The 24,573-nt window shown below is 41.9% G+C and carries 22 protein-coding genes; 12 read left to right on the top strand and 10 right to left on the bottom strand.

Translation table 11 applies throughout. The features are described from left to right. Nucleotide 1 precedes the first annotated feature (1 nt). The 4 genes from IGI41_RS12990 (at nucleotide 2) to IGI41_RS12975 (ending at nucleotide 5,080) form a co-directional block, all read left to right on the top strand. Nucleotides 2–820 (top strand): carbohydrate ABC transporter permease, encoded by an 819-nt coding sequence (locus IGI41_RS12990; protein ID WP_430610191.1) that lies wholly within the window; start codon nucleotides 2–4, stop codon nucleotides 818–820. Further along, nucleotides 804–2,093 carry an MBL fold metallo-hydrolase gene (locus tag IGI41_RS12985; RefSeq protein WP_430610190.1) on the top strand — a complete coding sequence of 430 codons (1,290 nt, stop codon included), beginning with the start codon at nucleotides 804–806 and terminating at the stop codon, nucleotides 2,091–2,093. Before IGI41_RS12990 ends, IGI41_RS12985 begins: the two co-directional genes overlap by 17 nt. Before the next feature lie 24 nt (nucleotides 2,094–2,117). After that, complete coding sequence (locus IGI41_RS12980; protein ID WP_430610189.1) at nucleotides 2,118–3,395, top strand: ABC transporter substrate-binding protein; 1,278 nt, start codon at nucleotides 2,118–2,120, stop codon at nucleotides 3,393–3,395. Between the two features lie 137 nt (nucleotides 3,396–3,532). Then, complete coding sequence (locus IGI41_RS12975) at nucleotides 3,533–5,080, top strand: bifunctional metallophosphatase/5'-nucleotidase (protein ID WP_430610188.1); 1,548 nt, start codon at nucleotides 3,533–3,535, stop codon at nucleotides 5,078–5,080. Nucleotides 5,081–5,134: 54 nt separating this feature from the next. Here the strand turns inward: IGI41_RS12975 and IGI41_RS12970 are convergent, their stop codons facing one another. The 3 genes from IGI41_RS12970 to IGI41_RS12960 are packed head-to-tail and all read right to left on the bottom strand — an operon-like array spanning nucleotide 5,135 to nucleotide 6,722. Continuing rightward, nucleotides 5,135–5,296 (bottom strand): hypothetical protein, encoded by a 162-nt coding sequence (locus IGI41_RS12970; protein ID WP_430610187.1) that lies wholly within the window; start codon nucleotides 5,294–5,296, stop codon nucleotides 5,135–5,137. 33 nt (nucleotides 5,297–5,329) lie between these two features. Further along, nucleotides 5,330–5,680 (bottom strand): hypothetical protein, encoded by a 351-nt coding sequence (locus IGI41_RS12965; protein ID WP_430610186.1) that lies wholly within the window; start codon nucleotides 5,678–5,680, stop codon nucleotides 5,330–5,332. Between the two features lie 19 nt (nucleotides 5,681–5,699). Then, nucleotides 5,700–6,722: a lactonase family protein gene (locus tag IGI41_RS12960; RefSeq protein WP_430610185.1), complete on the bottom strand. Its 1,023-nt coding sequence runs from the start codon at nucleotides 6,720–6,722 to the stop codon at nucleotides 5,700–5,702. A 119-nt stretch (nucleotides 6,723–6,841) separates the two neighbouring features. On the opposite strand from IGI41_RS12960, the gene IGI41_RS12955 reads away from it, so the two are divergent. Together IGI41_RS12955 and IGI41_RS12950 are read left to right on the top strand one after the other, a co-directional pair. Then, the gene (locus IGI41_RS12955) at nucleotides 6,842–7,195 is read left to right on the top strand and encodes a PTS glucitol/sorbitol transporter subunit IIA (RefSeq protein WP_430610184.1); all 354 of its coding nucleotides are present in this window, start codon (nucleotides 6,842–6,844) and stop codon (nucleotides 7,193–7,195) included. A gap of 14 nt (nucleotides 7,196–7,209) precedes the next feature. Continuing rightward, entirely contained in the window at nucleotides 7,210–8,373 is a 1,164-nt protein-coding gene (locus IGI41_RS12950; RefSeq protein ID WP_430610183.1) for an AI-2E family transporter, read from the top strand. A 289-nt stretch (nucleotides 8,374–8,662) separates the two neighbouring features. Here IGI41_RS12950 and IGI41_RS12945 read toward each other — a convergent pair whose 3' ends face one another. Then, nucleotides 8,663–8,974: a hypothetical protein gene (locus tag IGI41_RS12945; protein WP_430610182.1), complete on the bottom strand. Its 312-nt coding sequence runs from the start codon at nucleotides 8,972–8,974 to the stop codon at nucleotides 8,663–8,665. A 508-nt stretch (nucleotides 8,975–9,482) separates the two neighbouring features. Next, nucleotides 9,483–10,343, bottom strand: coding sequence for a MurR/RpiR family transcriptional regulator (locus tag IGI41_RS12940; RefSeq protein ID WP_430610181.1), 861 nt, complete (start codon nucleotides 10,341–10,343; stop codon nucleotides 9,483–9,485). Between the two features lie 216 nt (nucleotides 10,344–10,559). Here IGI41_RS12940 and rpsO point away from each other — a divergent pair, with 216 nt between their 5' ends. The 5 genes from rpsO (at nucleotide 10,560) to celB (ending at nucleotide 17,378) form a co-directional block, all read left to right on the top strand. Next, complete coding sequence (gene rpsO, locus IGI41_RS12935; RefSeq protein ID WP_312541641.1) at nucleotides 10,560–10,829, top strand: 30S ribosomal protein S15; 270 nt, start codon at nucleotides 10,560–10,562, stop codon at nucleotides 10,827–10,829. Nucleotides 10,830–11,422: 593 nt separating this feature from the next. Next, nucleotides 11,423–13,540 (top strand): polyribonucleotide nucleotidyltransferase, encoded by a 2,118-nt coding sequence (gene pnp / locus IGI41_RS12930; protein ID WP_430610180.1) that lies wholly within the window; start codon nucleotides 11,423–11,425, stop codon nucleotides 13,538–13,540. Nucleotides 13,541–13,732: 192 nt separating this feature from the next. Continuing rightward, the gene (locus IGI41_RS12925) at nucleotides 13,733–14,524 is read left to right on the top strand and encodes a DeoR family transcriptional regulator (RefSeq protein ID WP_430610179.1); all 792 of its coding nucleotides are present in this window, start codon (nucleotides 13,733–13,735) and stop codon (nucleotides 14,522–14,524) included. A 104-nt stretch (nucleotides 14,525–14,628) separates the two neighbouring features. After that, nucleotides 14,629–16,008, top strand: a complete 1,380-nt coding sequence (locus IGI41_RS12920) for a glycoside hydrolase family 1 protein (protein ID WP_430610178.1) — start codon at nucleotides 14,629–14,631, stop codon at nucleotides 16,006–16,008. Between the two features lie 23 nt (nucleotides 16,009–16,031). Beyond that, a complete protein-coding gene (gene celB, locus IGI41_RS12915; protein WP_430610177.1) occupies nucleotides 16,032–17,378 on the top strand; it encodes a PTS cellobiose transporter subunit IIC in 1,347 nt (448 codons plus the stop codon). Nucleotides 17,379–17,397: 19 nt separating this feature from the next. Here the strand turns inward: celB and IGI41_RS12910 are convergent, their stop codons facing one another. The 5 genes from IGI41_RS12910 to mvk all read right to left on the bottom strand — a co-directional run bounded on the left by IGI41_RS12910 (nucleotide 17,398) and on the right by mvk (nucleotide 23,606). After that, nucleotides 17,398–19,308 (bottom strand): heavy metal translocating P-type ATPase, encoded by a 1,911-nt coding sequence (locus tag IGI41_RS12910; RefSeq protein ID WP_430610176.1) that lies wholly within the window; start codon nucleotides 19,306–19,308, stop codon nucleotides 17,398–17,400. 241 nt (nucleotides 19,309–19,549) lie between these two features. Then, nucleotides 19,550–20,590, bottom strand: a complete 1,041-nt coding sequence (gene fni, locus IGI41_RS12905) for a type 2 isopentenyl-diphosphate Delta-isomerase (protein WP_430610175.1) — start codon at nucleotides 20,588–20,590, stop codon at nucleotides 19,550–19,552. Beyond that, nucleotides 20,590–21,669, bottom strand: a complete 1,080-nt coding sequence (locus IGI41_RS12900; protein ID WP_430610174.1) for a phosphomevalonate kinase — start codon at nucleotides 21,667–21,669, stop codon at nucleotides 20,590–20,592. The genes fni and IGI41_RS12900 overlap by 1 nt, the downstream gene beginning before the upstream one ends. Beyond that, nucleotides 21,662–22,681, bottom strand: a complete 1,020-nt coding sequence (gene mvaD, locus IGI41_RS12895; protein ID WP_430610173.1) for a diphosphomevalonate decarboxylase — start codon at nucleotides 22,679–22,681, stop codon at nucleotides 21,662–21,664. Before mvaD ends, IGI41_RS12900 begins: the two co-directional genes overlap by 8 nt. Next, complete coding sequence (mvk, locus tag IGI41_RS12890; protein ID WP_430610172.1) at nucleotides 22,674–23,606, bottom strand: mevalonate kinase; 933 nt, start codon at nucleotides 23,604–23,606, stop codon at nucleotides 22,674–22,676. Before mvk ends, mvaD begins: the two co-directional genes overlap by 8 nt. A gap of 301 nt (nucleotides 23,607–23,907) precedes the next feature. Here mvk and IGI41_RS12885 point away from each other — a divergent pair, with 301 nt between their 5' ends. Then, complete coding sequence (locus tag IGI41_RS12885) at nucleotides 23,908–24,549, top strand: deoxynucleoside kinase (protein ID WP_430610171.1); 642 nt, start codon at nucleotides 23,908–23,910, stop codon at nucleotides 24,547–24,549. Nucleotides 24,550–24,573: the final 24 nt, after the last annotated feature.

Raw genomic sequence — 24,573 nt, 5'->3', positions numbered from 1 at the left:
GATGAAAAAAATCGTCACCATAATCTCAATTCTTTTTTTGATACTTTTGGCGATCATTACTGTTTTCCCATTTATCTATATGATTTTAGCTGGATTGATGACTTACAGCGAGGCCACAAGTATCCCACCTACTATTATGCCAGCTTCTTTTCAATGGGAAAATTATGCAGAGGTCTTTACCAAGGCCCCATTTTTACGCTATTTCTTAAATACAGTCTTTGTATCGGCCATCACCACGATTGCAACACTGGTGACCGCAGTGCTCGCTGCCTTTGCTTTGACTAGTCTAGAATTCAAATATAAAGGCTTGGTCATTGCGTTGATGATTTCATTGCTGATGGTGCCTTATGAATCGATTATTTTTACCAATTACAATACGATTGCCAGAATGGGCTTGTTGAATACGTATAGTGCTTTGATCATTCCTTTTTTGACAAGTATTTTCTATATCTATTATCTGGTAGGTTATCTCAAAAGTATTTCTAGCACATTTTATAAAGCAGCCAAAATCGATGGTGCCAGTGACTTGGCCTATATTCGCCGTATTTTGATTCCGATGTCTAAACCGGCATTGGTGACGGTGGGGATTTTGACCTTCATTTCTAGTTGGAATTCTTTCTTATGGCCTCTTTTGGTGACCAATGAGAAGAAATATCGGTTACTGAATAACGGATTAGCCGCTTTTACAACGGAAAGTGGGAGCGATGTCCATTTGCAAATGGCTGCAGCAACCTTGACGGTCATTCCGATTTTGATCATTTATTTGATTTTTAGAAAAGAGATTATTAAAGGAGTGGCAAAAGATGGCATCAAAGGATAAAACCAGTATCACATTTCATAGCGGTATTTTGACGATTGGCGGCACGGTCATTGAAGTTGCCTATAAAGATGCGCATATATTCTTCGATTTTGGCACAGAATATCACCCAGAAACACCGTTGCCCAATGAAGAATTACAGACGCTGGTCGATCATCGATGGGTACCGCAATTAAAGAATGTCTATGATCCCCAGTTGGATTATCATTACGAAGGTGAAGAAAGCAAGACTTACCAAGAGACAGCTGTCTTCTTGTCTCATGCCCATTTGGATCATTCAAAAATGATCAATTACCTTGATCCAGCGATTCCTTTATATACATTGAAAGAAACCAAAGCGATTTTGGAAGTATTGAATCGCAAAGGGGATTTCTTGTTGCCGGTTCCTCATGAAGCGCCGCATTTTGTCCGCTCGATGGTGGGATTGGCGCCCCATGATGTGATTCGAGTAGGTGAAATCGAAGTTGAGATTGTGCCTGTCGATCACGATGCCTTCGGAGCAGCTGCATTATTGATTCGCACGCCGGATCATTTTATTGCGTATACCGGAGATCTGCGGCTGCATGGCAATCATCCTGAACGCAGTAAAGCTTTTTGTCAATTGGCCAAAGGGACTGATCTATTGATGATGGAAGGGGTCAGTATCAGTTTTCCTGAACGTACCCCTGACCCAGCAACGGTTGTTGTTGAAAGTGAACAAGCGCTTGTTGAGGCCTTTGTCCGTTTGGTGGAGGAAAACCCTCAACGGCAAATTACTTTTAATGGCTATCCTGCCAATGTCGAACGTTTCTTAGCCTTGGTTGAGGCTGCACCTCGAACCGTCGTTTTAGAAGCGCAGCAAGCTGCTTTGCTAAAAGAGATATTTGACAAAGAAGTTCCTTATTATAGTATTGATGGCCAGGTGCCGCCAAATTTGGTACCAGAACAAGCCATTTCCTATCAAGCATTATGTGCCGACACCACTCAATATGTTTGGCAAGCGGTGGCGCATTTTGACGATTTGCAAACGGGTGGTTTATATATCCATAGTGATGCCCAGCCTTTAGGTGACTTTGATCCAGCGTATCAAGCATTTATCGATCAATTGGCGGCACTAGATATTGAATTTGTCCGTTTGCCGAATTCGGGCCATGCAACCCCAGAAGATTTGGATCAAATCATTGCATGGATCGAACCCAAATGTTTGGTTCCCATCCATACGTTGCGACCAGAAAGACTGGTCAATCCGTTTGGTAAAAGAATATTGCCGCAACGCGGTGAAAAAATCGTTCTATAAAAAAGGAATAGAGGAGAGAAAAAAATGAAAACAAAGAAATTGGTATTTGCAGCAGCAGCTGCCGCAACATTGGTGTTAGGGGCCTGTGGCAGTAGTGGTTCTTCAGCAGGAAATGACGAAGAGATCGCAACAGACATCACGGAAGAAACAACGGTCACCTTTTGGCATGCCATGAACGGGGCGCAAGAAGAGTCATTGACCAAATTGACGGATGAATTTATGGCGGATAATCCCAATATCAAAATCGAATTGCAAAATCAGTCTCAATATTCTGATCTGCAAGCCAAAATCAATTCAACCTTACCATCACCAAAAGATCTGCCAACGATCACACAAGCTTATCCAGGTTGGTTATGGAATGCGGCACAAGATGAGATGCTAGTCGATTTAGGTGCTTATATCGACAATGATACGATTGGTTGGGGTGAACAAGAAGAAATTCGTCCTTCTTTATTAGAAGGAGCGCAGATCGATGGCGTTCAATATGGTATTCCTTTCAATAAATCGACAGAAATGCTCTTTTATAATGCCAATATGTTGAATGAATATGGGGTTGACGTACCAACAAATTTTGATGAATTAAAAGCTGCTTCCCAAACGATTTATGAAAAGTCAGATGGCAAAGTTGTCGGTGCTGGTTTCGACTCATTGAATAACTATTATGCGATCGGTATGAAGAATCAAGGTGTCGACTTTGACAAAGATTTGCAACTAGATAGCGATGAATCTAAAGAAATCATCAATTATTATGCAGAAGGTGTAAAAGATGGTTATTTCCGTATCGCCGGTTCTGATCAATACTTATCTGGTCCTTTTGCCAATGAACAAGTCGCGATGTTTATTGGATCAATCGCTGGTGAGGGTTATGTGAAGAAAGATACTGAAGGCAAATTTGAATATGGCGTTTCGCCACGTCCAGAAGCGATCAACTTACAACAAGGAACTGATTTGTATATGTTCAATAGTGCCACTGCCCAAGAGCGGACCGCAGCGTTTGAATATATGAAATTTTTGACCTCTCCTGAAGCACAAATGGAATGGGCTGTTGATACAGGATATATGCCTGTTGTTGAATCTGTACTGGAAAGTGATGCATACAAAAACAACCCTGATACAAAAGTCGCTTCTGAATTGGCAGCCGCAACCAAAGAATTATTCTCGATTCCAGTTGTTGAAAACTCTGATTCAGCTTACAATGAAGTCAGAGCAATTATGGAAAATATTTTGTCTAATACCGACAAAGATGTCGATCAATTGATCGAAGAAGCAAAACCGCAATTGGAAGATGTTTGGAATCAATAAGACGTTGCTCGTTCTTTAAGGTATAATAAACAGAAACGCTTGATGAAACGACAACAAAGAGGATTTGTGTCATAAGGTGTTAAGATACCTATGCGCAGATCCTTTTTTGTACATAGCAGAATAAAGGAGAGATGAATATGAAAATCACGTTCTTAGAAACGAGCGATATGCACGGGTACGTAGCACCTACCAACTATTCGGATGATCAGGAGCAAGGCTTTGGCACTGCAAAAGTAGCAGCTAAAATGAAACAATTGAAAAATGAAGCGACAGGACCAGTGGTCACGATTGAAAATGGTGACTTCATTCAAGGATCGCCATTGAGTTATTATATTGCCAAAAGCCAACACCCAGTTGCGGCTTTGACAGCACCTGTGAACCAGCTTGGTGTAGACGTCCATGTATTAGGAAATCATGAATTTAATTATGGATTAGCTTACTTGAAAGAAGCCATTGCCAGTTACCGCAGTCCAGTATTGGCGGCAAATATTTTAAATGATGCCGGCGAGCCATATTTTGGACAAGCGTATACGATCCTTGAAAAAGAAGGAATCAAAATCGCTGTACTAGGCTTAGTCACCCAATACATTCCCCACTGGGAACAACCGGCAACGATCAAGGGGATGACCTTCCAGTCAATCGTAGAAACAGCGAAAGCGTATGTCCCTAAATTAAGGGAAGTAGCAGATATTGTTGTGGTCAGTTACCATGGCGGGTTCGAAAAAGATTTGACGACGGGAGAACCGACCGAATTATTGACTGGGGAGAACGAAGGGTATCAATTGCTGCATGAAGTATCGGGAATCGATGCGTTGTTTACCGGGCACCAACATCGGGAGATCGCTACCAAAATCAATGGCATACCTGTGGTGCAACCAGGCTTTCGCGGTAGTTTTATCGGTAAAATCGAATTAACAGTAGCCACTGATCAAGGGCATATCCGCGTGGTGGAAAGTGAGGCTGCTTTAGTGCCAGTAGCAGACATGGCACCAGATGAAGAAACTTTGGCTTTGTTGGCCCCCATTACTGAAGAACTAGATACATGGTTGGATCAACCGCTAGGAAAAGTGGTTGGAGACATGCGGATTGTAGATCCTATGGGCGCCAGAATCAAAGAACACCCTTATATCGAATTTATCAATCGCGTGCAAATGGCAGCTAGCGGGGCCCATATCTCAGGAACAGCTTTATTCAACAATGAAGGGAAGGGCTTTGGTTCAACGATCACGATGCGGGATGTCATCACCAATTATATTTATCCCAACACATTGGCCGTTGTCCGCGTGACTGGCGCAGAATTGAAAGAGGCACTGGAACAAACAGCAAATTATTTAGCGGTTGCAGACGATACGATCATCTTCAATCCAGCTTTTATTGAACCAAAACCACAATATTACAATTATGATATGTATGAAGGAATTGACTATACGATCGATCTGCGTCAACCGGTGGGGCAACGTATCACCTCGCTGCGCTTTGAAGGAAAAGATGTAGCAATGAACCAACACCTAGACATCGTGATCAATCAATATCGTGCTGTTGGCGGCGGCAACTATGAGATGTTTTCTGCGGATAAAATCATTCGTGAGATTCAAGTGGACATGACAGAATTGATTGCGGATTACCTAAAGGCACATCCAGTGATTGAAGCGACCGCCAATCAGAATTTTAAGGTCATCGGATAAAAATAAAACCACACCTAAGAAGTTTTGACTTCCTGAGGTGTGGTTTTGTTTGCTTTAGTTTTCTACATTGCGGACATAATCATCAAAATACTTGATCAAATCAGCTTTTACTTGTTGATAATCTGCTTCCGTGTAGACTTTGTTTTCCAATTTTGCTTCAAAGAACGGCATGGCCAATTCTTCTCGCAGTCGATCTAATACTTCTTCTTGATTCATGGGCTCACCTTTTCATGATTTGATTTGCTTCCATCATAGCAAATTAAATGAAGCTGTCAATGTCTCATAGGCAGTTGCCGTTTGGTCTAAACGTTTTTTTAAAGAAACAAAATTATCGTCATCATGAAACAGTACTTGTTTCAATTCAAAATAATAAATTTCAAATGCGTCAAAAAATGCTTGGACTTCTGCTGTCTGCAATTCTTTGAAGGTATCACAACGAATATAGGCTTTTTCTGCGATTGCATAGGTTTCCGCTGTTGTCAGTAAAACCAATGCTTCATTGTAACGACGGCTTGTGACCAATTCATAAGTTGATTGGCATTTGTTGTAAATATTTGAGAAATCTTTTAGTACAAGTTCCTTTGGTGTTTTATCAAACATGGGGGAGTCCTCCAGAAGATTATTTTTCGAATAATACGCAGACACATTCTGGTGTATAAATGTCTTTTTCCAACAAGGTCAAGACACCAGTATCTGTATCACGGCGATATAACGTCAAGTTATCAGAGTTTTGATTGGCATTGACCAAATAGTCATTGCTTGGGTCCAAATCAAAGTCACGAGGAAAATCGCCTTCAGTTGAAATCGATTGAACAAAGGTCAATGCAGCGCCATCTTCTGATACTGCAAAGACAGCAATCGAGTTGTGGCCACGATTAGAGCTATAGACAAAGCGCCCGTCATTTGAGATACGTACTGCAGCACCACTGTTGAAATCAGTAAAATCAGCAGGGATCGTTGGTACTTTTTGAATGCGTGCAAAGCTGCCGTCCGTCTCATTGTAACGTAACACCGTTAATGTGCTGTCTAATTCACCAACCAGATACGCATAGTGATTGTTTGGATGAAAAACCAAGTGACGAGGGCCGGTACCGTCTTCAGCAACATAAACAGATACTTCTGTTAATTTCCCATCAGCAGAGACATCATATGTGTAAACACGGTCTGTCCCTAAGTCACATACAGCTAATCGTTGATCGGGTGTCAAATCTGTGTAATGGACATGGGGTTTGTCTTGATTGTCGTGGGAACCAACTGGTTCGTCATGGAACACGCTGTCGGTGGCTTCAATACTGCCATCCGCCAAAATTCGATACACATTGACTTCTCCTTTGTGGTAGTTTGCACCATAAAGCAGTTGGCGAGGTTCGTCTACTGCAACATAACATAAAGGTGCGCCGTCTTCAGTCGCAGTATTCAGCAGTGTGAAATCAGGGGTGTATGCCGCAGCTCCACCTTTGCCTTCGACTTCAGTGACAGAATAAATCGCTTCTTTTTTGCTGCGCGCCAAATATGTCGGGCTTGTTTCTTGTGCACGCAACGTTAAATCAGTTAACGTTTCTTTCTCAGTATCTAAAGCGATCGAGTAGATCCCTTTACTTTCGCGACGGGTATACGTACCTAAATAAATCGTTTGCAACATAAATAACCTCCTAATATTTTCATTTCTTTTTAATTCTACCATAGAATGCGGAATTCGGCGGCTAGAAAATCTCTTTATGTTATAATAATCATTGAAGAATGGAAAGGGGATTTTGTCTGATGAAACAAGGAACCATTAAAGAAATAGGTGCACAAGCCATCGATGCCAAGGAAAGAATGTTGATTTTCTTTGGTGAAGAAGCCAGCGATGCATTGCGGGAATATTCGGTGATCCAATCATTGCCTGAATCAGCAGAAGTGGTTGTCAAAAAAGATGATCAAATTCTTTTTGGTGATCAAGCCTATCGTGTACAATATGTAGGAACTGTTGCGAACCAAATTTTGCAAACGATTCAGCACGTGACGTTTGTCTTTGATGAGGTGCCAGCAGAAAATCAATTATCAAGTGCCATCTACTTAACACCATCTGTGTTACCAACATTGGCAGTTGGTATGAAAGTGACCTACAAATAGGAGGACGGCCCTAAATGAAAGACACACAAAAAAAGCCGTATTCATGGTTCTGGAAATGGTTTTTGAACAACCAAGCAGTGACCAGTTTACTCGTTATTCTTTTGGTTTTGCTGATTTTATTTATGTTTACCAAAGTATCTTACTTATTTGAACCCTTCTGGCAATTCTTGGCGATCGTTGGGTTGCCAATTATTTTGGCCGGCATCTTGTATTACTTGATGAACCCGACAGTCGATTATTTAGAGCGCAAGGGAATCAAACGGATCTACAGTATTTTTGGCTTGTTCATCTTGGTGATTGGGTTGATTGTGTGGGGGGTAGTCGTGATCATTCCAAAGATTCAAGAACAATCCTTGAGCTTTGCGGATAATTTACCAGGCTACTTGACGATTATTGAAAACAAGGTCAATGAGATTTTATCCGACCCTATTTTTTCACAAGTACAGGAACAAATCGAAGCTTCGAATGAAAAGCTGATCACCACGATGACCGATCTGATCCAGAACTTATCTCGCAGCACGATCCAAAACTTGGGCAGTTTTTTTGGCGCTGTTGCAACGATCGTGTTGGCTGTGATCACGATGCCGTTCATCTTATTCTATTTATTGAAAGATGGTCGACAATTGGCACCATATTTTGTTAAGTTCTTGCCAACAAAAATGCGCCAGCCTTCATTGATCGTATTGAAAGAAATGAATGATCAAGTATCTTCGTACATCCGCGGACAATTGACAGTGGCTTTTGCTGTAGCGATCATGTTTATGGTGGGATTTAGTTTGATTGGTCTGGATTACGCGATCACTTTAGGTATCGCAGCCGGTTTTTTGAATTTGATTCCTTATCTAGGTTCCTTTTTGGCAATGGTACCAGCCGTTTTCTTAGGTATCGTTGGCGGGCCGATTTTATTGGTCAAGGTGTTGATCGTTTTTGTGATCGAGCAGACCATTGAAGGTCGTTTCATTTCACCACTTGTTTTGGGAAATGAATTGTCGATCCACCCGGTCACTATTTTATTGGTGTTACTGACATCTGGAAAGCTGTTCGGATTGGTAGGTGTGATCTTAGGCATCCCAGTTTATGCAGCTGCGAAAGTGATCATTACCCATATTTTTGAATGGTATACACGCGTATCCAGTTTATATGAAGAAGAGATAGATAATGAAGTGAAACAAGAATAGTGTGAAAAAAGTATATGATGCTGGAACTGACCTAAAGCGGTGAGACAGGAATAAAAAAAGGGGCGAACCTGTAAATGGTCCGCTCTTTTTATTTTGTTTTATCTGATTAAAATGGACATTTCATTGAGCGGAAGGTTTATGCTTGTGTCGTTTCGACGTTTAAACTCTGTAACGACTCACTATAATGTTAATGGGTCAAGCTTATTCTTACATTTAAACAAGCTTCAATGTTCCTTTTCAAAACTATATTCCACGGAATGAACATCCTTGATTCGAGAGCCTGTTTCATTTATCCAGATAAATTCATTTTTATAGTCTTTGCCATAAATCGTTGTTTTTGTTCGGTTTCATCCATGACGATATAACTGTCTGGTACCTCTCTCGTGAAATCAAGAAACAAGTCATCTGCATTCTCTACTTGCTCATCTGGAAAATCATTGTTTAAGAACGCATTGACTTGCCTTTTTTCTTCCTCAGTTAATTCTTTCCCTCCAGGAGCGTCGTCAATGTTTTGGAGAACCTGAATTTTTTTGCTGATGGTCAAATGCCCATTATCTAAAATGTAGCTGCCGTTGTTCTGAATGGTTTCAAAGGCGAGCACTTGAGTAATTGTTGCATTCTTTATTTTTTCCGTGTCTTTTGATCCACAAGCAACCATAAATACTGATAATGCAAAAAAGGCACGAATAAAAAAACGGGTTTAATATTTTTGTTCATGTGATCATCTCCTTTACACAAAGGTATCATATTAACTTAATAAAATATAAAAATAACTAATATTATCATTTTGTATAGGACATTTATAGCGAAACTGTGCACAGGTGGTGGCTGTTCTATCTGGAGGACTGCGCAATAATAAAATTGTTTGATACCTGTGATTATCTGGCTGAACCACGCAAAGTAACCGTTCGATTATATTGAAAAAAAGCCAAACCTCTTTTGAAGAGGTTTGGCTTTTGTATGATAAAAATTCATTAAACGTTTTTCTCATTCTTGTGCTGACAGTACCAGTTCAAGCAGCACGCTTTTTTGGTAGATACATTTGAAACCTGTAAACTATAGCGCCCTTATTTATCGTAGGGTTATTTTGGATTGCTGATTTGCCTCCGTTACAGATATTTTTCTCGGAAATCAGCGATTGCTTGTCGAGATTCATAAATATTGCGTGCCAGGCGTTCATTTTTACTCAAAAAGACATAGAAAAGAACATCAACAGCCAGTAAATGCGCAATGATCGAGTTTGTGGCAGCACTGCGCTGATTGGCTTCTTTGGCGCGAGAAACCTGTAACGGCACATCAGCAAGCTTGGTCAATGGATTGCTGCCAAAGCGCGTCAATGAAATGATCGGTATCTTTTTTCCAGCAGCAAACTCAGCCAAATGGACCATCTCGGGTGTATCGCCACTATTGGAAATCACCCATAAGACACTTTTTTTCTCGTATTTGACCAGTTGCGGCAGCAATAAGTTATAATCGTTTTCGAAAACGACGATCTTTCCCAGACGGGTCCATTTTTGTTGAATGTCTTGGGCAATCAAAGACGACGCGCCAATACCGCAAACAAAAATTCTTTCGCGGGTAGCTAACAAGTCAGTCGCTGCTACCATGAGAGACTCTTCTAACAGGTTTGCTGTTTCATTCAAGGTGATTTGCGCATTGTGGCTTAGTTTGGATGTAATTGCTTGAAAAGGTTCATTTAGTTCCACATCAGCGTAGCTTAATATTTCATGAGGATTTTGACGCAGGCCGGTTTCGGCGGATAGTTGTATTTTTAGATCAGTCAAACTGGCAAAGCCGGTTTTCTTGGCAAAACGTACGACCGTAGGCGCGCTGATCCCAGTTGCATCGGCTAATTGACTGGCAGTCATGGAAGGTACCTTTTCGGCGTTTTCTTCCATGAAAGTAAAGAGTTTCTTCTCAGAGAGGGATAATTCATTTTTCATGCTCTCAATACGGGAAAGAACACTCATTCTTTCACATCCTTTACTTAAAAGTCTAAAATCAGTATACCATAAGATTTGTATGAGCTTTTATGATTCGCAAAAAGAATCGGGTCATTAACTTGCTTTTTTACGTAGAATAAAGTAAAGTAGTAACGTGCGAAATGCACCCAGCCTGTTACTTGGTTCAACGAATCACCAACGTTTTACTCAGTCGCAGGGGAATAAGAAGAAGAGGTGAAAAACATGGCAATTTCAAAAGAACGCAAAAACGAACTAATCAACCAATTTGCTCGTCATGAAGGAGATACTGGTTCTCCAGAAGTTCAAATCGCTGTCTTAACAGAAGACATCAACCAATTGAACGAACATGCACGTTTGCACAAAAAAGACCACCATTCATATCGTGGTTTGATGAAAAAAGTTGGACATCGTCGTAACTTGTTGGCTTACCTACGTAAAAAAGACGTACAACGCTACCGCGAATTGATCCAAGCTTTAGGCTTACGTCGTTAATCAAAGTCAAGAAAAGTGAGGTTCAACCCGAATCTCACTTTTTTGCTATGAATCACTGCGATTGGCTTACGAAGTAAGACAGAGTAGATGATGAATAGTACTAGGAGAGCGAAGCGAACGTAGTAACCGACAAGCGGAATCACTGCGATTGGCTTACGAAGTAAGACAGAGTAGATGATGAATAGTACTAGGAGAGCGAAGCGAACGTAGTAACCGACAAGCGGAATCACTGCGACTGGCTTACGAAGTAAGACAGAGCAGATGATGAATAGTACTAGGAGAGCGAAGCGAACGTAGTAACCGACAAGCGGAATCACTGCGACTGGCTTACAGAGTAAGACAGAGCAGATGATGAATCGTACTAGGAGAGCGAAGCCGGCGTAGCGACTTTGCGATGATTCTAGACAGAAATCAAAAATAGAACCCACACAACGATAGCTTTTGAATTGGTGAATCAAAAGGCGTTGAAAAATAAGCATGCTGGATCCTAGTGAGCAGTATCCTACTAACCAAATGAAAGCAGCGGACATTCCAGGCCGATTTTTTCATTTGTTTAGTAGTGACTTACTTGGAGCAGCCCAAAGGAGCAGAACATGACAGAAAAACAAGTATTCAAAACAACTTGGGGCGGACGTCCGCTAGAAGTTGAAATTGGTCAATTGGCCAAACAAGCCAATGGTGCCGTTTTGGTGCGCTATGGCGATACAGTGGTTTTAAGTGCAGCTGTTGCCTCTAAAGAAGCAAAAGACACTGACTTTTTCCCATTGACTATCAACTATGAAGAAAAAATGTATGCAGTCGGTAAAGTACCTGGCGGTTTCATCAAACGTGAAGGTCGGCCAAGTACAGCGGCAACATTGACAGCCCGCTTGATCGACCGCCCAATCCGCCCGATGTTTGCAGATGGCTTTAGAAATGAAGTGCAAGTCACCAATATCGTCATGAGTGTGGAACAAGATTGCACGCCTGCAATGGCTGCGATGTTTGGTTCATCATTGGCATTGTCTATCTCAGACATTCCATTTGACGGACCAATCGCAGGTGTCGATGTTGGTCGGGTCAATGGCGAATATGTTTTGAACCCAACCGTTGAACAAGCAGAACAAACAGATATCGAATTGACTGTAGCTGGAACCAAACAAGCCATCAACATGGTTGAATCTGGTGCCAAAGAAGTCTCAGAAGAAGATATGTTAGGCGCATTGCTTTTCGGCTTTGATGCCATCAAAGAACTAGTTGCTTTCCAAGAAGAAATCGTTGCCGCAGTCGGCAAACCGAAAATGGAAGTAAAATTGTTGCAAGTCGATGCCGATTTGAAAAAAGAAATCTTCGATGCATATTACCAAACAATGAAAACTGCCGTAATGACAGAAGAAAAATTGGCGCGTGAAGATGAAATCGATCAAGTCAAAGATACAGTCAAAGAAGTTTATGCAGAAAAATTTGCTGGTCATGAAGAAGAAGCACAACTGTTAAAAGAAGTGAAACAAATTGCGGAAGACCTTGAAAAAGACGTTGTCCGTGAATTGATCACCATCGACAAAATTCGTCCTGATGGCCGTAAATTAGATGAAATCCGTTCATTGGCTTCAGAAGTAGGTCTATTGCCACGGGTTCATGGTTCCGGATTGTTCACACGGGGACAAACGCAAGCATTATCTGCTTGTACATTGGCGCCATTAGGCGAACATCAAATCATCGATGGTTTAGGGGTAGAAGAATCAAAACGATTCATTCATCATTACAATTTCCCACAATTTTCAGTTGGTTCAACTGGTCGTGCCGGATCACCTGGCCGTCGTGAAATCGGTCATGGGGCTTTAGGCGAACGTGCCTTGGCGCAAGTCATTCCTGATGAAACAGTCTTCCCTTACACAATTCGTTTGGTAGCGGAAGTATTAGAATCAAATGGTTCTTCTTCTCAAGCAAGTATTTGTGCAGGGACCTTGGCATTGATGGATGCAGGTGTGCCAATCAAAGCACCAGTTGCTGGGATAGCAATGGGTCTTGTTTCAGATGGTGAAAACTATACGATCTTGACAGATATCCAAGGTTTAGAAGATCACCTAGGCGACATGGACTTTAAAGTTGCCGGAACCAAAGATGGGATCACTGCATTACAAATGGATATCAAGATCCAAGGCATCACAGAACAAATTCTGACTGAAGCATTGTCACAAGCCAAGAAAGCCCGCATGGAAATCTTGAATGAATTGACATCAACCTTAGCTGCACCACGGGAAGAGTTGAGTCAATATGCACCGAAAATCGAAATGATCCAAATCGAACCTGCCAAGATCAAAGATGTCATTGGAAAAGGTGGCGACACGATCAACGGTATCATTGAAGAAACTGGTGTTAAAATCGATATCGATCAAGACGGTAAAGTGTCGATTGCTTCTGCTGATGCAGAAATGATCAAGAAAGCAATCAAGATCATCGAAGAATTGACTAAAGAAGTCAAAGTCGGTGAAGTCTACCTTGGTAAAGTTGTCCGCGTAGAAAAATTTGGCGCATTTGTCAACTTGATCAAAGGCAAAGACGGTTTGGTCCATATCTCACAATTGGCCAATGAACGGGTCAATAAAGTGGAAGATGTGGTCAAAGAAGGCGACGAGATTTTAGTCAAAGTCACTGAAATCGACAAACAAGGCCGTGTCAATCTGTCAAGAAAAGCCTTATTGAATGAAGAAAAAACAGAACAAAAATAAAATCTCACGTTGATTTGTTTTTATTAATCAGCATCATAAGACAAAGCCTGATTCAATTCGGCTTTGTCTTTTTTTGTGCAAAACACCCGTTTCTTAGCAAAATAAATTTGTTTTATCTGTGCAGATTTATTCTTTGCGTTACACTGTAAAATAAGAGATAATTCAAAATATTCACTATGAAAGGAATATAAGATGAAAACAAGTCAAGGTAGTGTGTATCGTCGACGTGAAGCAGTGATACAGTTTATAGCTCAAAGGGAACAAGCAACCGTTAGCGAGCTAGCGGCTTTTTTTCATGTTTCGCTAGTGACGATTCGTAGAGATTTATTGTTTTTAGAAAAAAAGCGGTTGATCGAACGTTTTTATGGTGGTGTCCGTATTAAAAAGACAACGCATCATCGAAATCACCAAGGATTGACGCCATCAGTGACAACGCCAGATTTAATTCGATTTTGCCAGACGTTCGTGGAGAGCAAGCAAACGATTTTTGTAGGTGCCAGCAGTCATTCAACAGCTTTGATTGCTGCATTAGCACAAATGGATATCACAATCATCACGAATGATTATCAAGCATTGTCTATGAAGCAAGATGGGAAACCTGCCATCATTTATCTATGTGGTGGTGAATTAGAAGTGCAATCAAACGCTTTAGTCGGTGATATTGCGACATGGACATTTTCAAGATTCGAAGCGGATCTATGTTTTATGGAAGTTATTGGTATAAATGAACATGAAATCACTAGTCGTACATTGGGAGAGTCATTTGTTTATAGGACAATGCTCCATCATACGAAAGGTAAAAAAATTATTTATACAGATGGAAAAAATATGGGACACGTGCCGGGCTTCATGATAGATCGCACTTTTTCAGTCGATCATTTAGGGATCTCAGGAGAAATCTCCTTTGTTACGCAACAGCAGTTTGCACAAGAAGGTGTGCGGATTCACGTATTGAATCATCTAAGCCTAAGTAACCGTTCATAAAAAAGCTTTCATGAACGGTTGGATGAGAAAGGTTGTTTTTTGAATTGGGAAAGATTAATCTAGGTATCAGAAAGCGCTTTACTACATTTAGATAGGAGAAAGATATGATAGAAAGATTTCCAAAAGATTTTTTATGGGGGGCGTCGATTTCCGCCCATCAAACAGAAGGTGCTTATGCAACAGACGGAAAAGGACTAAGTGTGCAAGATACGCGTCCTCGAGATAATCATCAGATTGCTGATTTTACAGTTGCTGTTGACCACTATCATCGTTACAAAGAAGATATCGCTTTGCTTGCTGAATTGGGTATCAAGATTTTTCGTTTTTCGATTGCGTGGACACGAATCTTTCCTAATGGCCGTGGTGAAATCAATCAAAAAGGCCTCGACCATTATAGTAATGTGATCGATGAGCTGCTCAAGTACGGTATCCAACCTTATATTACCTTGAGTCACTTTGATTTGCCACAAGCATTAGAAGATGATGGCGGATGGTCGAACCGGGCAACGGTGACTGCATTCAAAGAATATGCCGAAATGTTATTTACTGCATATGGCGATCGTGTCACCCATTGGTTAACAATCAATGAGCCCAATATTATGCTGCTGGTAGACCGTAAGATTTTAGGAAAAGAGATTCCTTTGAAGAAAAAATATCAGCAATTCCATCACTTGATGATGGCTGAAAAATATGCGTTTGACCGGTGCCATGCGCTGGTTCCAGATGGGAAAATTGGTCCAGTGCCAAATATTTCTTTGGTTTATCCAGCGACAAGCAAACCAGAAGACAACCAAGCGGCGTTGTACTTTAATAGTGTCCGCAATTGGGCCTATCTTGATTTTGCTTGTTTTGGTCGTTATAATGCTGTATTCAAAGATTATCTTCAGCAAAATAAGATTGACATTGTCTTTGATCCTGAGGATGAGGCGTTGATGAAAGAAGCCTTGCCGGATTTTGTGGCCATGAATTTTTATACGACAGTGACTGTTGAACAACCAACCACTACTGGTGATATGAAAAACGGAATCAGTGATCAACAAAGTGAGGACATCATGGAGCGTGGTTTCTATAAAGGTTTCACCAATACGTATTTGAAAAAGAATGCCTTCAATTGGACAATTGATCCACTAGGGCTAAAAACAACGTTACAAACCTTGTATGATCGGTATCATTTGCCTATCATCATTACCGAGAATGGCTTAGGCGCAGAAGATCACTTGACCGATGATGAAAAAATTCATGATGACCATCGTATCGATTATTTGGCTCAGCATACAGCGCAGTGTCTGGCCGCCATCAATGCTGGTGTGGAATTGATAGGATACAGTCCTTGGTCAGCGATCGATTTGATTAGTGTCCATGAAGGAATCAAGAAGCGTTATGGCTTTATCTATGTCGATCGGACAGATGATGATGAAAAGGCGCTAAAACGCTATAAGAAGGATAGTTTTTATTGGTATCAAAAATTAATTAAAGAAGGGTGACCTTTAGGCTGGAGGAGTAAAAAATGAATAGTGTCTTTACCTTTTTGGAAACACGGTTGATGCCGCCTTTGAATAAGGTGGCGAATCTACGTTTTATCCGTGCCATCATGCAAGCTGGTATTATTACCGTACCGTTTACGATCGTGGGCTCAATCTTTTTGATCATTAATAACTTGCCACAAATCATTCCGCCATTAGCATCTTTTTTTGAAGGGACGATTTTGAAATTTTCTCCTTTATATACTGTAGCAACAACGATGTCGATTGGATCGATTGCGGTCTTTTATTGTTTGGCAACGGGATATTATTTGACTGAGATCTATCGCAAAGAAGATGAACTCGGTGTCAGCAGTTTTGTAGGGGCGATTCTTGGTCTGTACGCGTTCTTGCTGACGATCATTCAAGTAGATATCACTGACGGAGCAGCACAACTGCTTCAATCTGAAAGTGATACAGCAATCGTTTATAACGGAATCGCGGTCGGAGGATGGATCACGCGCTTTAGTGGTGTCGGCATCTTTATCGGCATTATTACCGCAGTTTTGGCTACCCAAGTCTATCGGTTATGTGTGAAGCACAAAATCACGATCCAAATGCCAGAAGGGGTTCCAGATGGCGTCAGCAAAGCTTTTGCTTCGCTGATTCCAGCTGTTTTGATTGCATTTATCATGATAATCATAAATGGTGTTCTAGCTGTTTTTCACACGGATCTGCATGGATTGTTATCAAAACCCTTTGAATTCGTAAAAGATTTGACGGGTTCTTGGTTAGGCATTATTGTGATCATGCTGTTGATTCATTTGCTTTGGGCGGTCGGTGTTCATGGCACAGCAGTGATCAAAAACAGCTTTATCAATCCCATTTTATTGGTTGCTTTGACAGAGAATATTGAGGGTGCCCATAATATTTTTGCAGGTGATTTCGTCAACATGTATATTTTTATCGGGGGTGCGGGTAGTACGCTAGGGTTAGTTTTGTTAATGTTGTTTGCAGCGAAATCGCAACAGTTAAAACTGTTAGGCAAAGCAGCTATTCTTCCTGGGTTATTCAACATCAATGAGCCAGTGATTTTTGGGGCACCAATCGTATATAATCCTTATTTGATCATTCCATTTATTATCACGCCTTTAATCAATGTATCCATCGCTTACTTTGCTTCATCCGTTGGCTTTGTAAGTAAAATCATCACAGGGATCCCATGGATTTCGCCTTTAGGTATCGGTGCTTTCTTAGGTACCGGCGGCGACTTCCGAGCGGTCTTGATTGCATTGATCAACTTGGGTGTATCGATTGTCTGTTACTATCCTTTCTTCAAAATGTATGATGGCAAATTGTTTGCTGAACAAGAAGGGAGCAAGCTAAGTCAATAAACAAAAATGCAGCACATGGTCAGATGTGCTGCATTTTTTGATATAAGACACAATCGTCACAATGAGTGGTTGGCCTGTGTTGTTCTTTCCTTAGGGGAATCAACATCCGTAACCCATTGAGAATCACCAAAATCGTACTGCCTTCATGACCGACGACCCCGAGAGGAAGTGTCAAGAAACTTAAGAAGTTCGAGGCAATCAAGAGCAAGATCACACTGATAGAAAAAATGATATTTTGCTTAATGATTCGCTGTAATTTGCGGGCCAAACGGTGACTGTCGATCAAGCGTAAGAGGTCGTTTTTCATCAAAACGATATCTGCCACATCCATCGCTACATCGGTCCCTTCTCCCATTGCGATACCAAGGCTAGCCGTAGCAAGTGCAGGGGCATCGTTGATCCCATCGCCAACCATGGCATTGACCTGATAACGATGCTTCAATTCTTTGATAGCCGTGGTTTTTTCATCAGGCAAACAATCACTGAGATAGTCATCTATGCCAATTTCTGACGCCACACGTTGGGCAGTTCCTTGATGATCACCTGTCAGCATCGTTGTTTGAATCCCTAACTCACGAAAGTAACTGATACAAACTTGGGCATCTAGCCGCGGTTGATCCAATAATGCCAAATAGCCTACAAGTTGATGATCTCGATTGATATAGATCAACGTTTTGCCTTGAGATTTCAGTTGATTCAGCTGTTTGGTTTGGGTTTCGCAAAAATGAGCAGAACCTGCTTCTTTCCCAATTTGCCATCGGCAGCCTTGGTAATCCGTTGTCAACCCGATGCCTGCTTGTTCAGTGACTTGGAGGGAAATCGGCTCTGTGTCGCGATAAAAAGCTTGGATTGCTTCTGCCAATGGGTGTGAGGATTGTGATTCCATTCCCACGATCAAACGAGGTAAATCGGGGATGTCTACAAAAAAATCGGCATCTGTTACAACGGGTTTGCCATTGGTCAATGTTCCAGTTTTGTCAAAAGCGATGGCATTTAGGTGTGCAAAAGTATCCAATGCTTGTCCGCCTTTGCAAAGTACCCCAATGCGGGCTGCATGAGAGATTGCAGCTAGGGTTGCAGGTGTAGCAGAAGCCACCAGTGCACAAGGGGAGGCAACTACCAGCAAGACCATACCGCGATAAAAGCTTTCTTGAAAGCCCCAATCAGTATACAACGTACATAGAACAATCATCAATGGGACCGCGATCATGACGATCGGGACATAAACCTTTTCGATTTTTTCAATCAAGGTGGCCGTTTGACTAGGCAGTTGTTGCGCTTCTTCGACTAGTTGAATGATTTTTGCAAAACGGGTCTGTTCGCTGGTATGGGTGACTTTGACCAATAAAGGTTGACCTAAATTGATCGTGCCGCCATAGACTGCATCGCCAAGTTGTTTTTCTACTGGCAAAGACTCACCACTGAGCGCGGCTTCATCTACAGCGCTTGTGCCATGGATGACTTGCCCGTCGATAGGTATGGCACTGCCTTTTGCAACCATAATCGTATCTTGCAGGGACAATTGTTCAACGGCTACTTCTTCTAGTTGACCATCTGACTGTAAGCGTTGTGCAGTGGTTGGTTTTAAAGCCATCAATGCACTGATTTCGCGGGTACTTTTATTGGTCGTATATTCTTCTAAGGCACCACTTAAACAAAAAATGAAAGTCAACATAGCCCCTTCAAACCAATGGCCGATCGTACAAGCGCCCAAGGCTGCTAAGGCCATCAATAAATCAACATTCAGTGATTTTTCTGTCCATAATTCCTCGATGCCTTCCCAAGTTTGTTTCCAGCCACCAGCCAAGATCGCCAGACCATAGGCCACTTCACTAAAGGGCAGTGCAAGCTTTGATAAAGTGACCCCTGCAACCATGAAAATAAGACAGGCTATGGTAGATATCATGGCTGAAATTGTTGATCGTACCATTTGATCTCCTCCTTTTTAGACAAGTGAGATGGGGATGCAAAAATGCATTCAATGATTGCATCACGTGACAAACACCTATTTCAACCTCAGCATAGCACATCAATCATTGAGTGTGTAAAAAAAAAACACTACTTGATAATGAAAGTGATTATCAAGCCGCTGTCTTGATTGGCAGATAAAAAAGCAACAAAAAAAAGAACGTATCGTTTTCCTTGATCGATACGTTCTTCCTTGATTGGTATTACCGAAAACTATACGTGGTTAACGGAATACGCCTTGCTTCGCACCAGTCTTTTACAGGACCGCTGAATACCAAAGGTACGCTCGTTAAATCACTGGTTTGGGTTTGGCCGACCATTGTATACAGCAAGCGCAATTGTGCTTGCCATGATTGAACAGTGGCGATTGTTTCTTCTTTGCCTCTTGTCAATAATAAGTTTAGGATCGTACCGGATAAGCCAACACTCTGTGCCCCGAGACATAGTGCTTTGAAAATATCAAATGCATCTCGAATACCCCCGGAAGCGATCCGAGTAAAAGATTGTTTGACTTCATTTGATTCCAATAATGAGATCACTGTTGATTGACCAAAATGATCCAAATAGGCCATTTCACGTTTTTTACGACGGGCATTTTCGATTTGTGTAAAACTTGTACCACCGCTGCCAGCAACATCGATCGTTTCAATACCAATATCTAACAGTTGTTGGATGGTTTCGCGAGACATCCCAAAACCGACTTCTTTCACGATCACTGGGACGTTGACTTGCGCAACAGTTTTTTCTAATAACGTCAGCCATTGGCGAAAATGACGATCCCCTTCAGGCATCACCAATTCCTGTGGTGCATTGAGGTGGATCTGCAATGCGTCTGCTTGGAAGAGATCGATCGCACGTTTGGCATTCTCAACAGGACTTCCAGCACCGATATTCGCCAGTAAAAAACCTTTTGGATGAGTTTCGCGGACAATCGTGAAAGACTCCGAAACAGATGGATCTTTTAAGGCAGCTGAGACAGAGCCTGTTGCCATCATCAAGTCGCAAGTTCGGGCAATATCTGCTAAATCACGATTGATTTCTTTGGTTTTTTGACTGCCGCCAGTCATGGCGTTGATAAAAAAAGGACTCGTAAAGCGGCGATCAAATAAAGTGGTGGCAATCGATACTTGATCGACGTCAACCCCTGGAAATGAATGATGGACCAGTTGGACGAAATCAAAGTCATTGCTATGTTCTTTATGAAACGCTTTGGCTAATGACACGTGTTCATCTTTTCGATTCATTATTGATCCTCCCGATAATGGTAGACGTGTAATGGCAATGGAATGATGTCCGCTTTTTCCCATGCGCTCATCAAGGGCAAGATGCCTGTTTTTTGATCAACGATGACGATGCCGCAGTCACCGCCGCCTGCGCCAGAAGACTTGGCTGCACCGCGATAGGTTTCTGCTAAGTCGCATAATTTCTTCAGCGCGGGGGTCTCGATCGATACGCCTGTCAATGCAGACAACCCAACCAATAATTTGCGGTTTTCAGTGATCATTTTTTTGATGGTTCGGCTATCTTCATTCAAGAAGCCATCGATCAACCGATTGACGCAAGACTTACTGGCGTTGAGAAAATCACTATAAGCCGTTTCTTTGGCTTCTTTTGATTGGTAGACTTGGTCCACTAAGTCAGAAGTAGAAGCAGGAGAGCCTGTCCAGCCAATCAGCAAGCGCAAAGATTTAGGCACAGTCAGGGGGCGAATCGACAGACCTGGCCAGTCCAAAGCCAACAGGTCGGTGAGTGATCGTTGCTTTTGCTGGGTTAAAACCCAATCGTGGTCAAAGGTCGAAAACGCCAACCAACCGCCGTAGCAAGAAGCAGCAATATCGCCGCAAGAGCCATTTCCTTGTACAGCTAGATGGGCCAAAGCCGCTATTTTGAATTGAGTCAGACGGTCCATATGCAGCTGATAAAACAAGTTCAACGCTTTAACTGTCGCCACCGTCACGGCACCACTCGAACCTAAGCCATATTTACGCCCATTCGAATTGTCTAATTCACTGGTCACTTTTAAGTCATAAAATGACAAAGTGATGTCTTTTTCGCGGGCGTATTTTTCTGTCAGGCGAATGGCCGCCAAAATATAATGAAAAGGATTGTCGCGATGATCCAAAACAAGTTCGCCTTTACGCCTTGTCCAGCGAACGGGTAAATCACTGTATTGTGCAGACTGAATACTGCCGTTTTTTTTGGCTTGCTCGATCGTGATATTGATAAATTGATCAACAGCTACGATAATTGCAGGATGACCCGGTTCGACGACCGCATATTCACCAGCAATAAATAATTTTCCTGGGACAGATAGTTCAAACATGTCGACACTCCTTGATGGTTTTTGGTGCGGGATTGTTTACAGGTAATGCAGTTAGTCCTGATCCAACATGGGCCAAGATCAGTTGTTCTTTGGCAAAGTTTGCTTGCAGCGCTTGTAAAATTGCTTGTTCATCACGTTTTTGACAAAGCACTTTGACATTTGGTCCAGCGTCCATCGTAAAGTAACAAGGCAGTCCTTGCTGACGAATTTGGCGGACACAGTCCATGGCCCGCAGGGATTCTGGCGACCAGTAGGTGAAAGGCGGTTGGGCTGCTAATGTCGTCGCATGCATCTTCAATGCGTTGGCCTCCGTTACTTTACCCAATGCTGTAAAATCTTTGTCAGTGATAGCTTGTTTGATTGTTACCAAGTCTTTGGCAGCAGCTGTTAACCACCCCGCATAAAAACTGGAAGTTTCCACTGTTCGGCGCATGCCATCACGGCTGGAGACTTCTTTTGCTTGATCATTGATCAAGATAAAAATCATGCTCAAGTCATTTTCCCAATGGTCAGAAGGTACTTGAACGGCGTAAGATGTGGCATCTGTTCCTTGCTGCCATTCTGCGAATCCACCATAAATACTGCGGCAAGCAGAACCAGACCCTTTACGTGCCAGTCGTGAGAGTTCCTCTGATGAAAGATGCAGACCCAATGCCTCGTTGCAAGCACCGGCCAAAGCAGCCAAACCACTCGCTGAAGAGGCTAATCCAGCAGCAGTTGGCACGAAGTTCTGGCTATTGATCAATGCAGAAAAAGAGCAGTTTGCCTCAGTGCGAATCAAATCTAAGAAAGCACTGATTTTTTTGGTAGCTGCTTTGGATTGTTGCACACCATCTAAGAAAAAACGGTCTTCTGTAAATTCTTCTGCAAATGTGGCAGTCGTTTCCGTATAAAATGCATCCAATGTTAGTGAAAGGCTATTGTTCATTGGTAAAATCAATGCTTCATCCCGTTTGCCCCAGTATTTGATCAACGCAATATTTGTGTAAGCACGTGCTTTCCCTTTATACATGTTCATAAACTCCTAATCCTTGAATCCAAGTCGCACGGGCGCCTTCGGACAATAAAATATGGCTGATTGCTTCAGCCTTTTCTTTGGTATCAGTTAAGACGATCAAGCAGCCGCCGCGGCCGCCGCCGGTCAATTTAGCGCCAAACGCGCCATGCTGTCTGGCTGTTGTCACCAAATGATCTAAACTTGTGTTGCTGACCCCCAATGATTGCAACGCCTGATGGGCGTGATTCATTGCTTGTCCTAAGGCGGCCAGCTGATTGCCAATGATTGCCTGTTTTGCTAATTGTGTTTCTTGACCGATTTGTTGGATTGCTTGACTAGCTAAAGTGCGATCCGTATCAAAAAGATGGGCGACACTTTTGACCGCTTCACGGGTTTGTCCTTTGATTCCAGTATCTGCGACCAGTAAGTAGCCATCAATGGTCAAGGGAAAAGAGGTAATGGGTTGTCCTTTGACAAAATAGATGGCATCATGACCGCTCGTTGCAGCAGCATCGATACCACTAGGATTGCCGTGGGCGATTTTTTCAGAAAAATCAACATACTGCATCAATTCTTCTTTTTGATAAGGGTGACCGATCCAATCAAAAAAAGCCCGGGTCAATGCAACAGCCACTGCTGCACTAGAACCCATCCCGCGTTCAGAAGGGATGGTGCTGACGATCGTGGTTTGAACAGGCCCGGTCTGAAAGTCTTGTTGCAAGCGCAGCAAGAGTTCTCTGACATTTTTCATATGAATGGGCACGTCGGCCAAAAAACCGTGAAAGTAACTGGAAATCAATGTGTTCGCTGTACTTCCTATCATTTCGACTTGCACTTTTGCACCCGCAAAGGGGAAAGCAATTGCGGGTTCACCATACACGACGGCATGTTCCCCCATCAAGATGATTTTACCCGTAGCTATGCCACTACCGATTGACATATTTTTCCTCATTTCTTTAGGGAGCCTTGCCCACCTGTATCTTTTTTATATGTCATGAACGTAAAAAACGACTGACAAGAAAATAATTGAATGAAAGATCCTTTCCTATTCTACTAGAAGATCGCTGATTCGTTAAGCATTCCGATAGAGATTTGAAAAAAAAGCAAAAATCTTTAAACTTTTATTGAAAAAAATCTTTATTTATGCTTTGACAATTTCAGTTGACGACACAAGATATAGTGTTGTATAGTTGATAACGCAAAGTAAACATACAATATTTAGTGTAAGTGAGTTGGGGGATATGAGCGTGATCGTATTAGCAGGTACAATTGGTGCCGGTAAATCAAGTTTGACAGCGTTGATTGCCAATCATTTAGGCAGTGAAGCCTTTTATGAATCGATCGATGACAATGAAGTGTTGCCATTATTTTATGCAGATCCAAATAAATATGCGTTTTTATTACAAATTTATTTTTTGAATAAACGATTTGACAGTATCAAGAAAGCAATGACAGACGATAATAATGTGTTGGATCGGTCGATTTATGAAGATTCACTTTTGTTTCATTTGAATGCCGATTTAGGACGGGCGACAGATACTGAGGTCAAAGTGTACGATGAGTTATTGGCAAATATGTTAGAAGAACTGCCGTATGCTGCCTACAAAAAACATCCTGATTTATTGGTACACATTCGGGTATCTTTTGAAACTATGTTAGAACGGATCCAAAAACGAGGTCGGGAATATGAGCAATTGACCTTTGATCCGACTTTATATGATTATTATAAAGAATTAAATAAACGGTATGATCAATGGTATGAGGACTATAATGAAAGTCCAAAGATTCAAATCGATGGCGATCTGTTCAATTTTGTCGAAGATCCCAATGCGGCGCAAGCTGTTTTGACGATGATTGAAGAAGCGCTAAAAGACGTACGTTAGATGACCGATTTACCCAAAGACCGC

The sequence above is a fragment of the Enterococcus sp. DIV0876 genome (assembly GCF_050529585.1).
In the GTDB taxonomy this organism is placed as follows: domain Bacteria; phylum Bacillota; class Bacilli; order Lactobacillales; family Enterococcaceae; genus Enterococcus_D.
This window is presented reverse-complemented; position numbering and strand designations above follow the sequence as displayed.

What these genes read in the sequence shown, in the direction of transcription:
- IGI41_RS12885 (WP_430610171.1), top strand. Translation starts at nt 23,908, where the DNA reads ATGAGCGTGATCGTATTAGCAGGTACAATTGGTGCCGGTAAATCAAGT.
- IGI41_RS12950 (WP_430610183.1), top strand. Translation starts at nt 7,210, where the DNA reads ATGAAAGACACACAAAAAAAGCCGTATTCATGGTTCTGGAAATGGTTT.
- IGI41_RS12990 (WP_430610191.1), top strand. Translation starts at nt 2, where the DNA reads ATGAAAAAAATCGTCACCATAATCTCAATTCTTTTTTTGATACTTTTG.
- IGI41_RS12940 (WP_430610181.1), bottom strand. Translation starts at nt 10,343, where the DNA reads ATGAGTGTTCTTTCCCGTATTGAGAGCATGAAAAATGAATTATCCCTC.
- IGI41_RS12970 (WP_430610187.1), bottom strand. Translation starts at nt 5,296, where the DNA reads ATGAATCAAGAAGAAGTATTAGATCGACTGCGAGAAGAATTGGCCATG.
- IGI41_RS12920 (WP_430610178.1), top strand. Translation starts at nt 14,629, where the DNA reads ATGATAGAAAGATTTCCAAAAGATTTTTTATGGGGGGCGTCGATTTCC.
- IGI41_RS12960 (WP_430610185.1), bottom strand. Translation starts at nt 6,722, where the DNA reads ATGTTGCAAACGATTTATTTAGGTACGTATACCCGTCGCGAAAGTAAA.
- mvk (WP_430610172.1), bottom strand. Translation starts at nt 23,606, where the DNA reads ATGTCAATCGGTAGTGGCATAGCTACGGGTAAAATCATCTTGATGGGG.
- IGI41_RS12985 (WP_430610190.1), top strand. Translation starts at nt 804, where the DNA reads ATGGCATCAAAGGATAAAACCAGTATCACATTTCATAGCGGTATTTTG.
- IGI41_RS12980 (WP_430610189.1), top strand. Translation starts at nt 2,118, where the DNA reads ATGAAAACAAAGAAATTGGTATTTGCAGCAGCAGCTGCCGCAACATTG.
- celB (WP_430610177.1), top strand. Translation starts at nt 16,032, where the DNA reads ATGAATAGTGTCTTTACCTTTTTGGAAACACGGTTGATGCCGCCTTTG.
- IGI41_RS12965 (WP_430610186.1), bottom strand. Translation starts at nt 5,680, where the DNA reads ATGTTTGATAAAACACCAAAGGAACTTGTACTAAAAGATTTCTCAAAT.
- IGI41_RS12975 (WP_430610188.1), top strand. Translation starts at nt 3,533, where the DNA reads ATGAAAATCACGTTCTTAGAAACGAGCGATATGCACGGGTACGTAGCA.
- rpsO (WP_312541641.1), top strand. Translation starts at nt 10,560, where the DNA reads ATGGCAATTTCAAAAGAACGCAAAAACGAACTAATCAACCAATTTGCT.
- IGI41_RS12900 (WP_430610174.1), bottom strand. Translation starts at nt 21,669, where the DNA reads ATGTTTGAACTATCTGTCCCAGGAAAATTATTTATTGCTGGTGAATAT.
- fni (WP_430610175.1), bottom strand. Translation starts at nt 20,590, where the DNA reads ATGAATCGAAAAGATGAACACGTGTCATTAGCCAAAGCGTTTCATAAA.
- pnp (WP_430610180.1), top strand. Translation starts at nt 11,423, where the DNA reads ATGACAGAAAAACAAGTATTCAAAACAACTTGGGGCGGACGTCCGCTA.
- IGI41_RS12910 (WP_430610176.1), bottom strand. Translation starts at nt 19,308, where the DNA reads ATGGTACGATCAACAATTTCAGCCATGATATCTACCATAGCCTGTCTT.
- IGI41_RS12955 (WP_430610184.1), top strand. Translation starts at nt 6,842, where the DNA reads ATGAAACAAGGAACCATTAAAGAAATAGGTGCACAAGCCATCGATGCC.
- IGI41_RS12925 (WP_430610179.1), top strand. Translation starts at nt 13,733, where the DNA reads ATGAAAACAAGTCAAGGTAGTGTGTATCGTCGACGTGAAGCAGTGATA.
- mvaD (WP_430610173.1), bottom strand. Translation starts at nt 22,681, where the DNA reads ATGTATAAAGGGAAAGCACGTGCTTACACAAATATTGCGTTGATCAAA.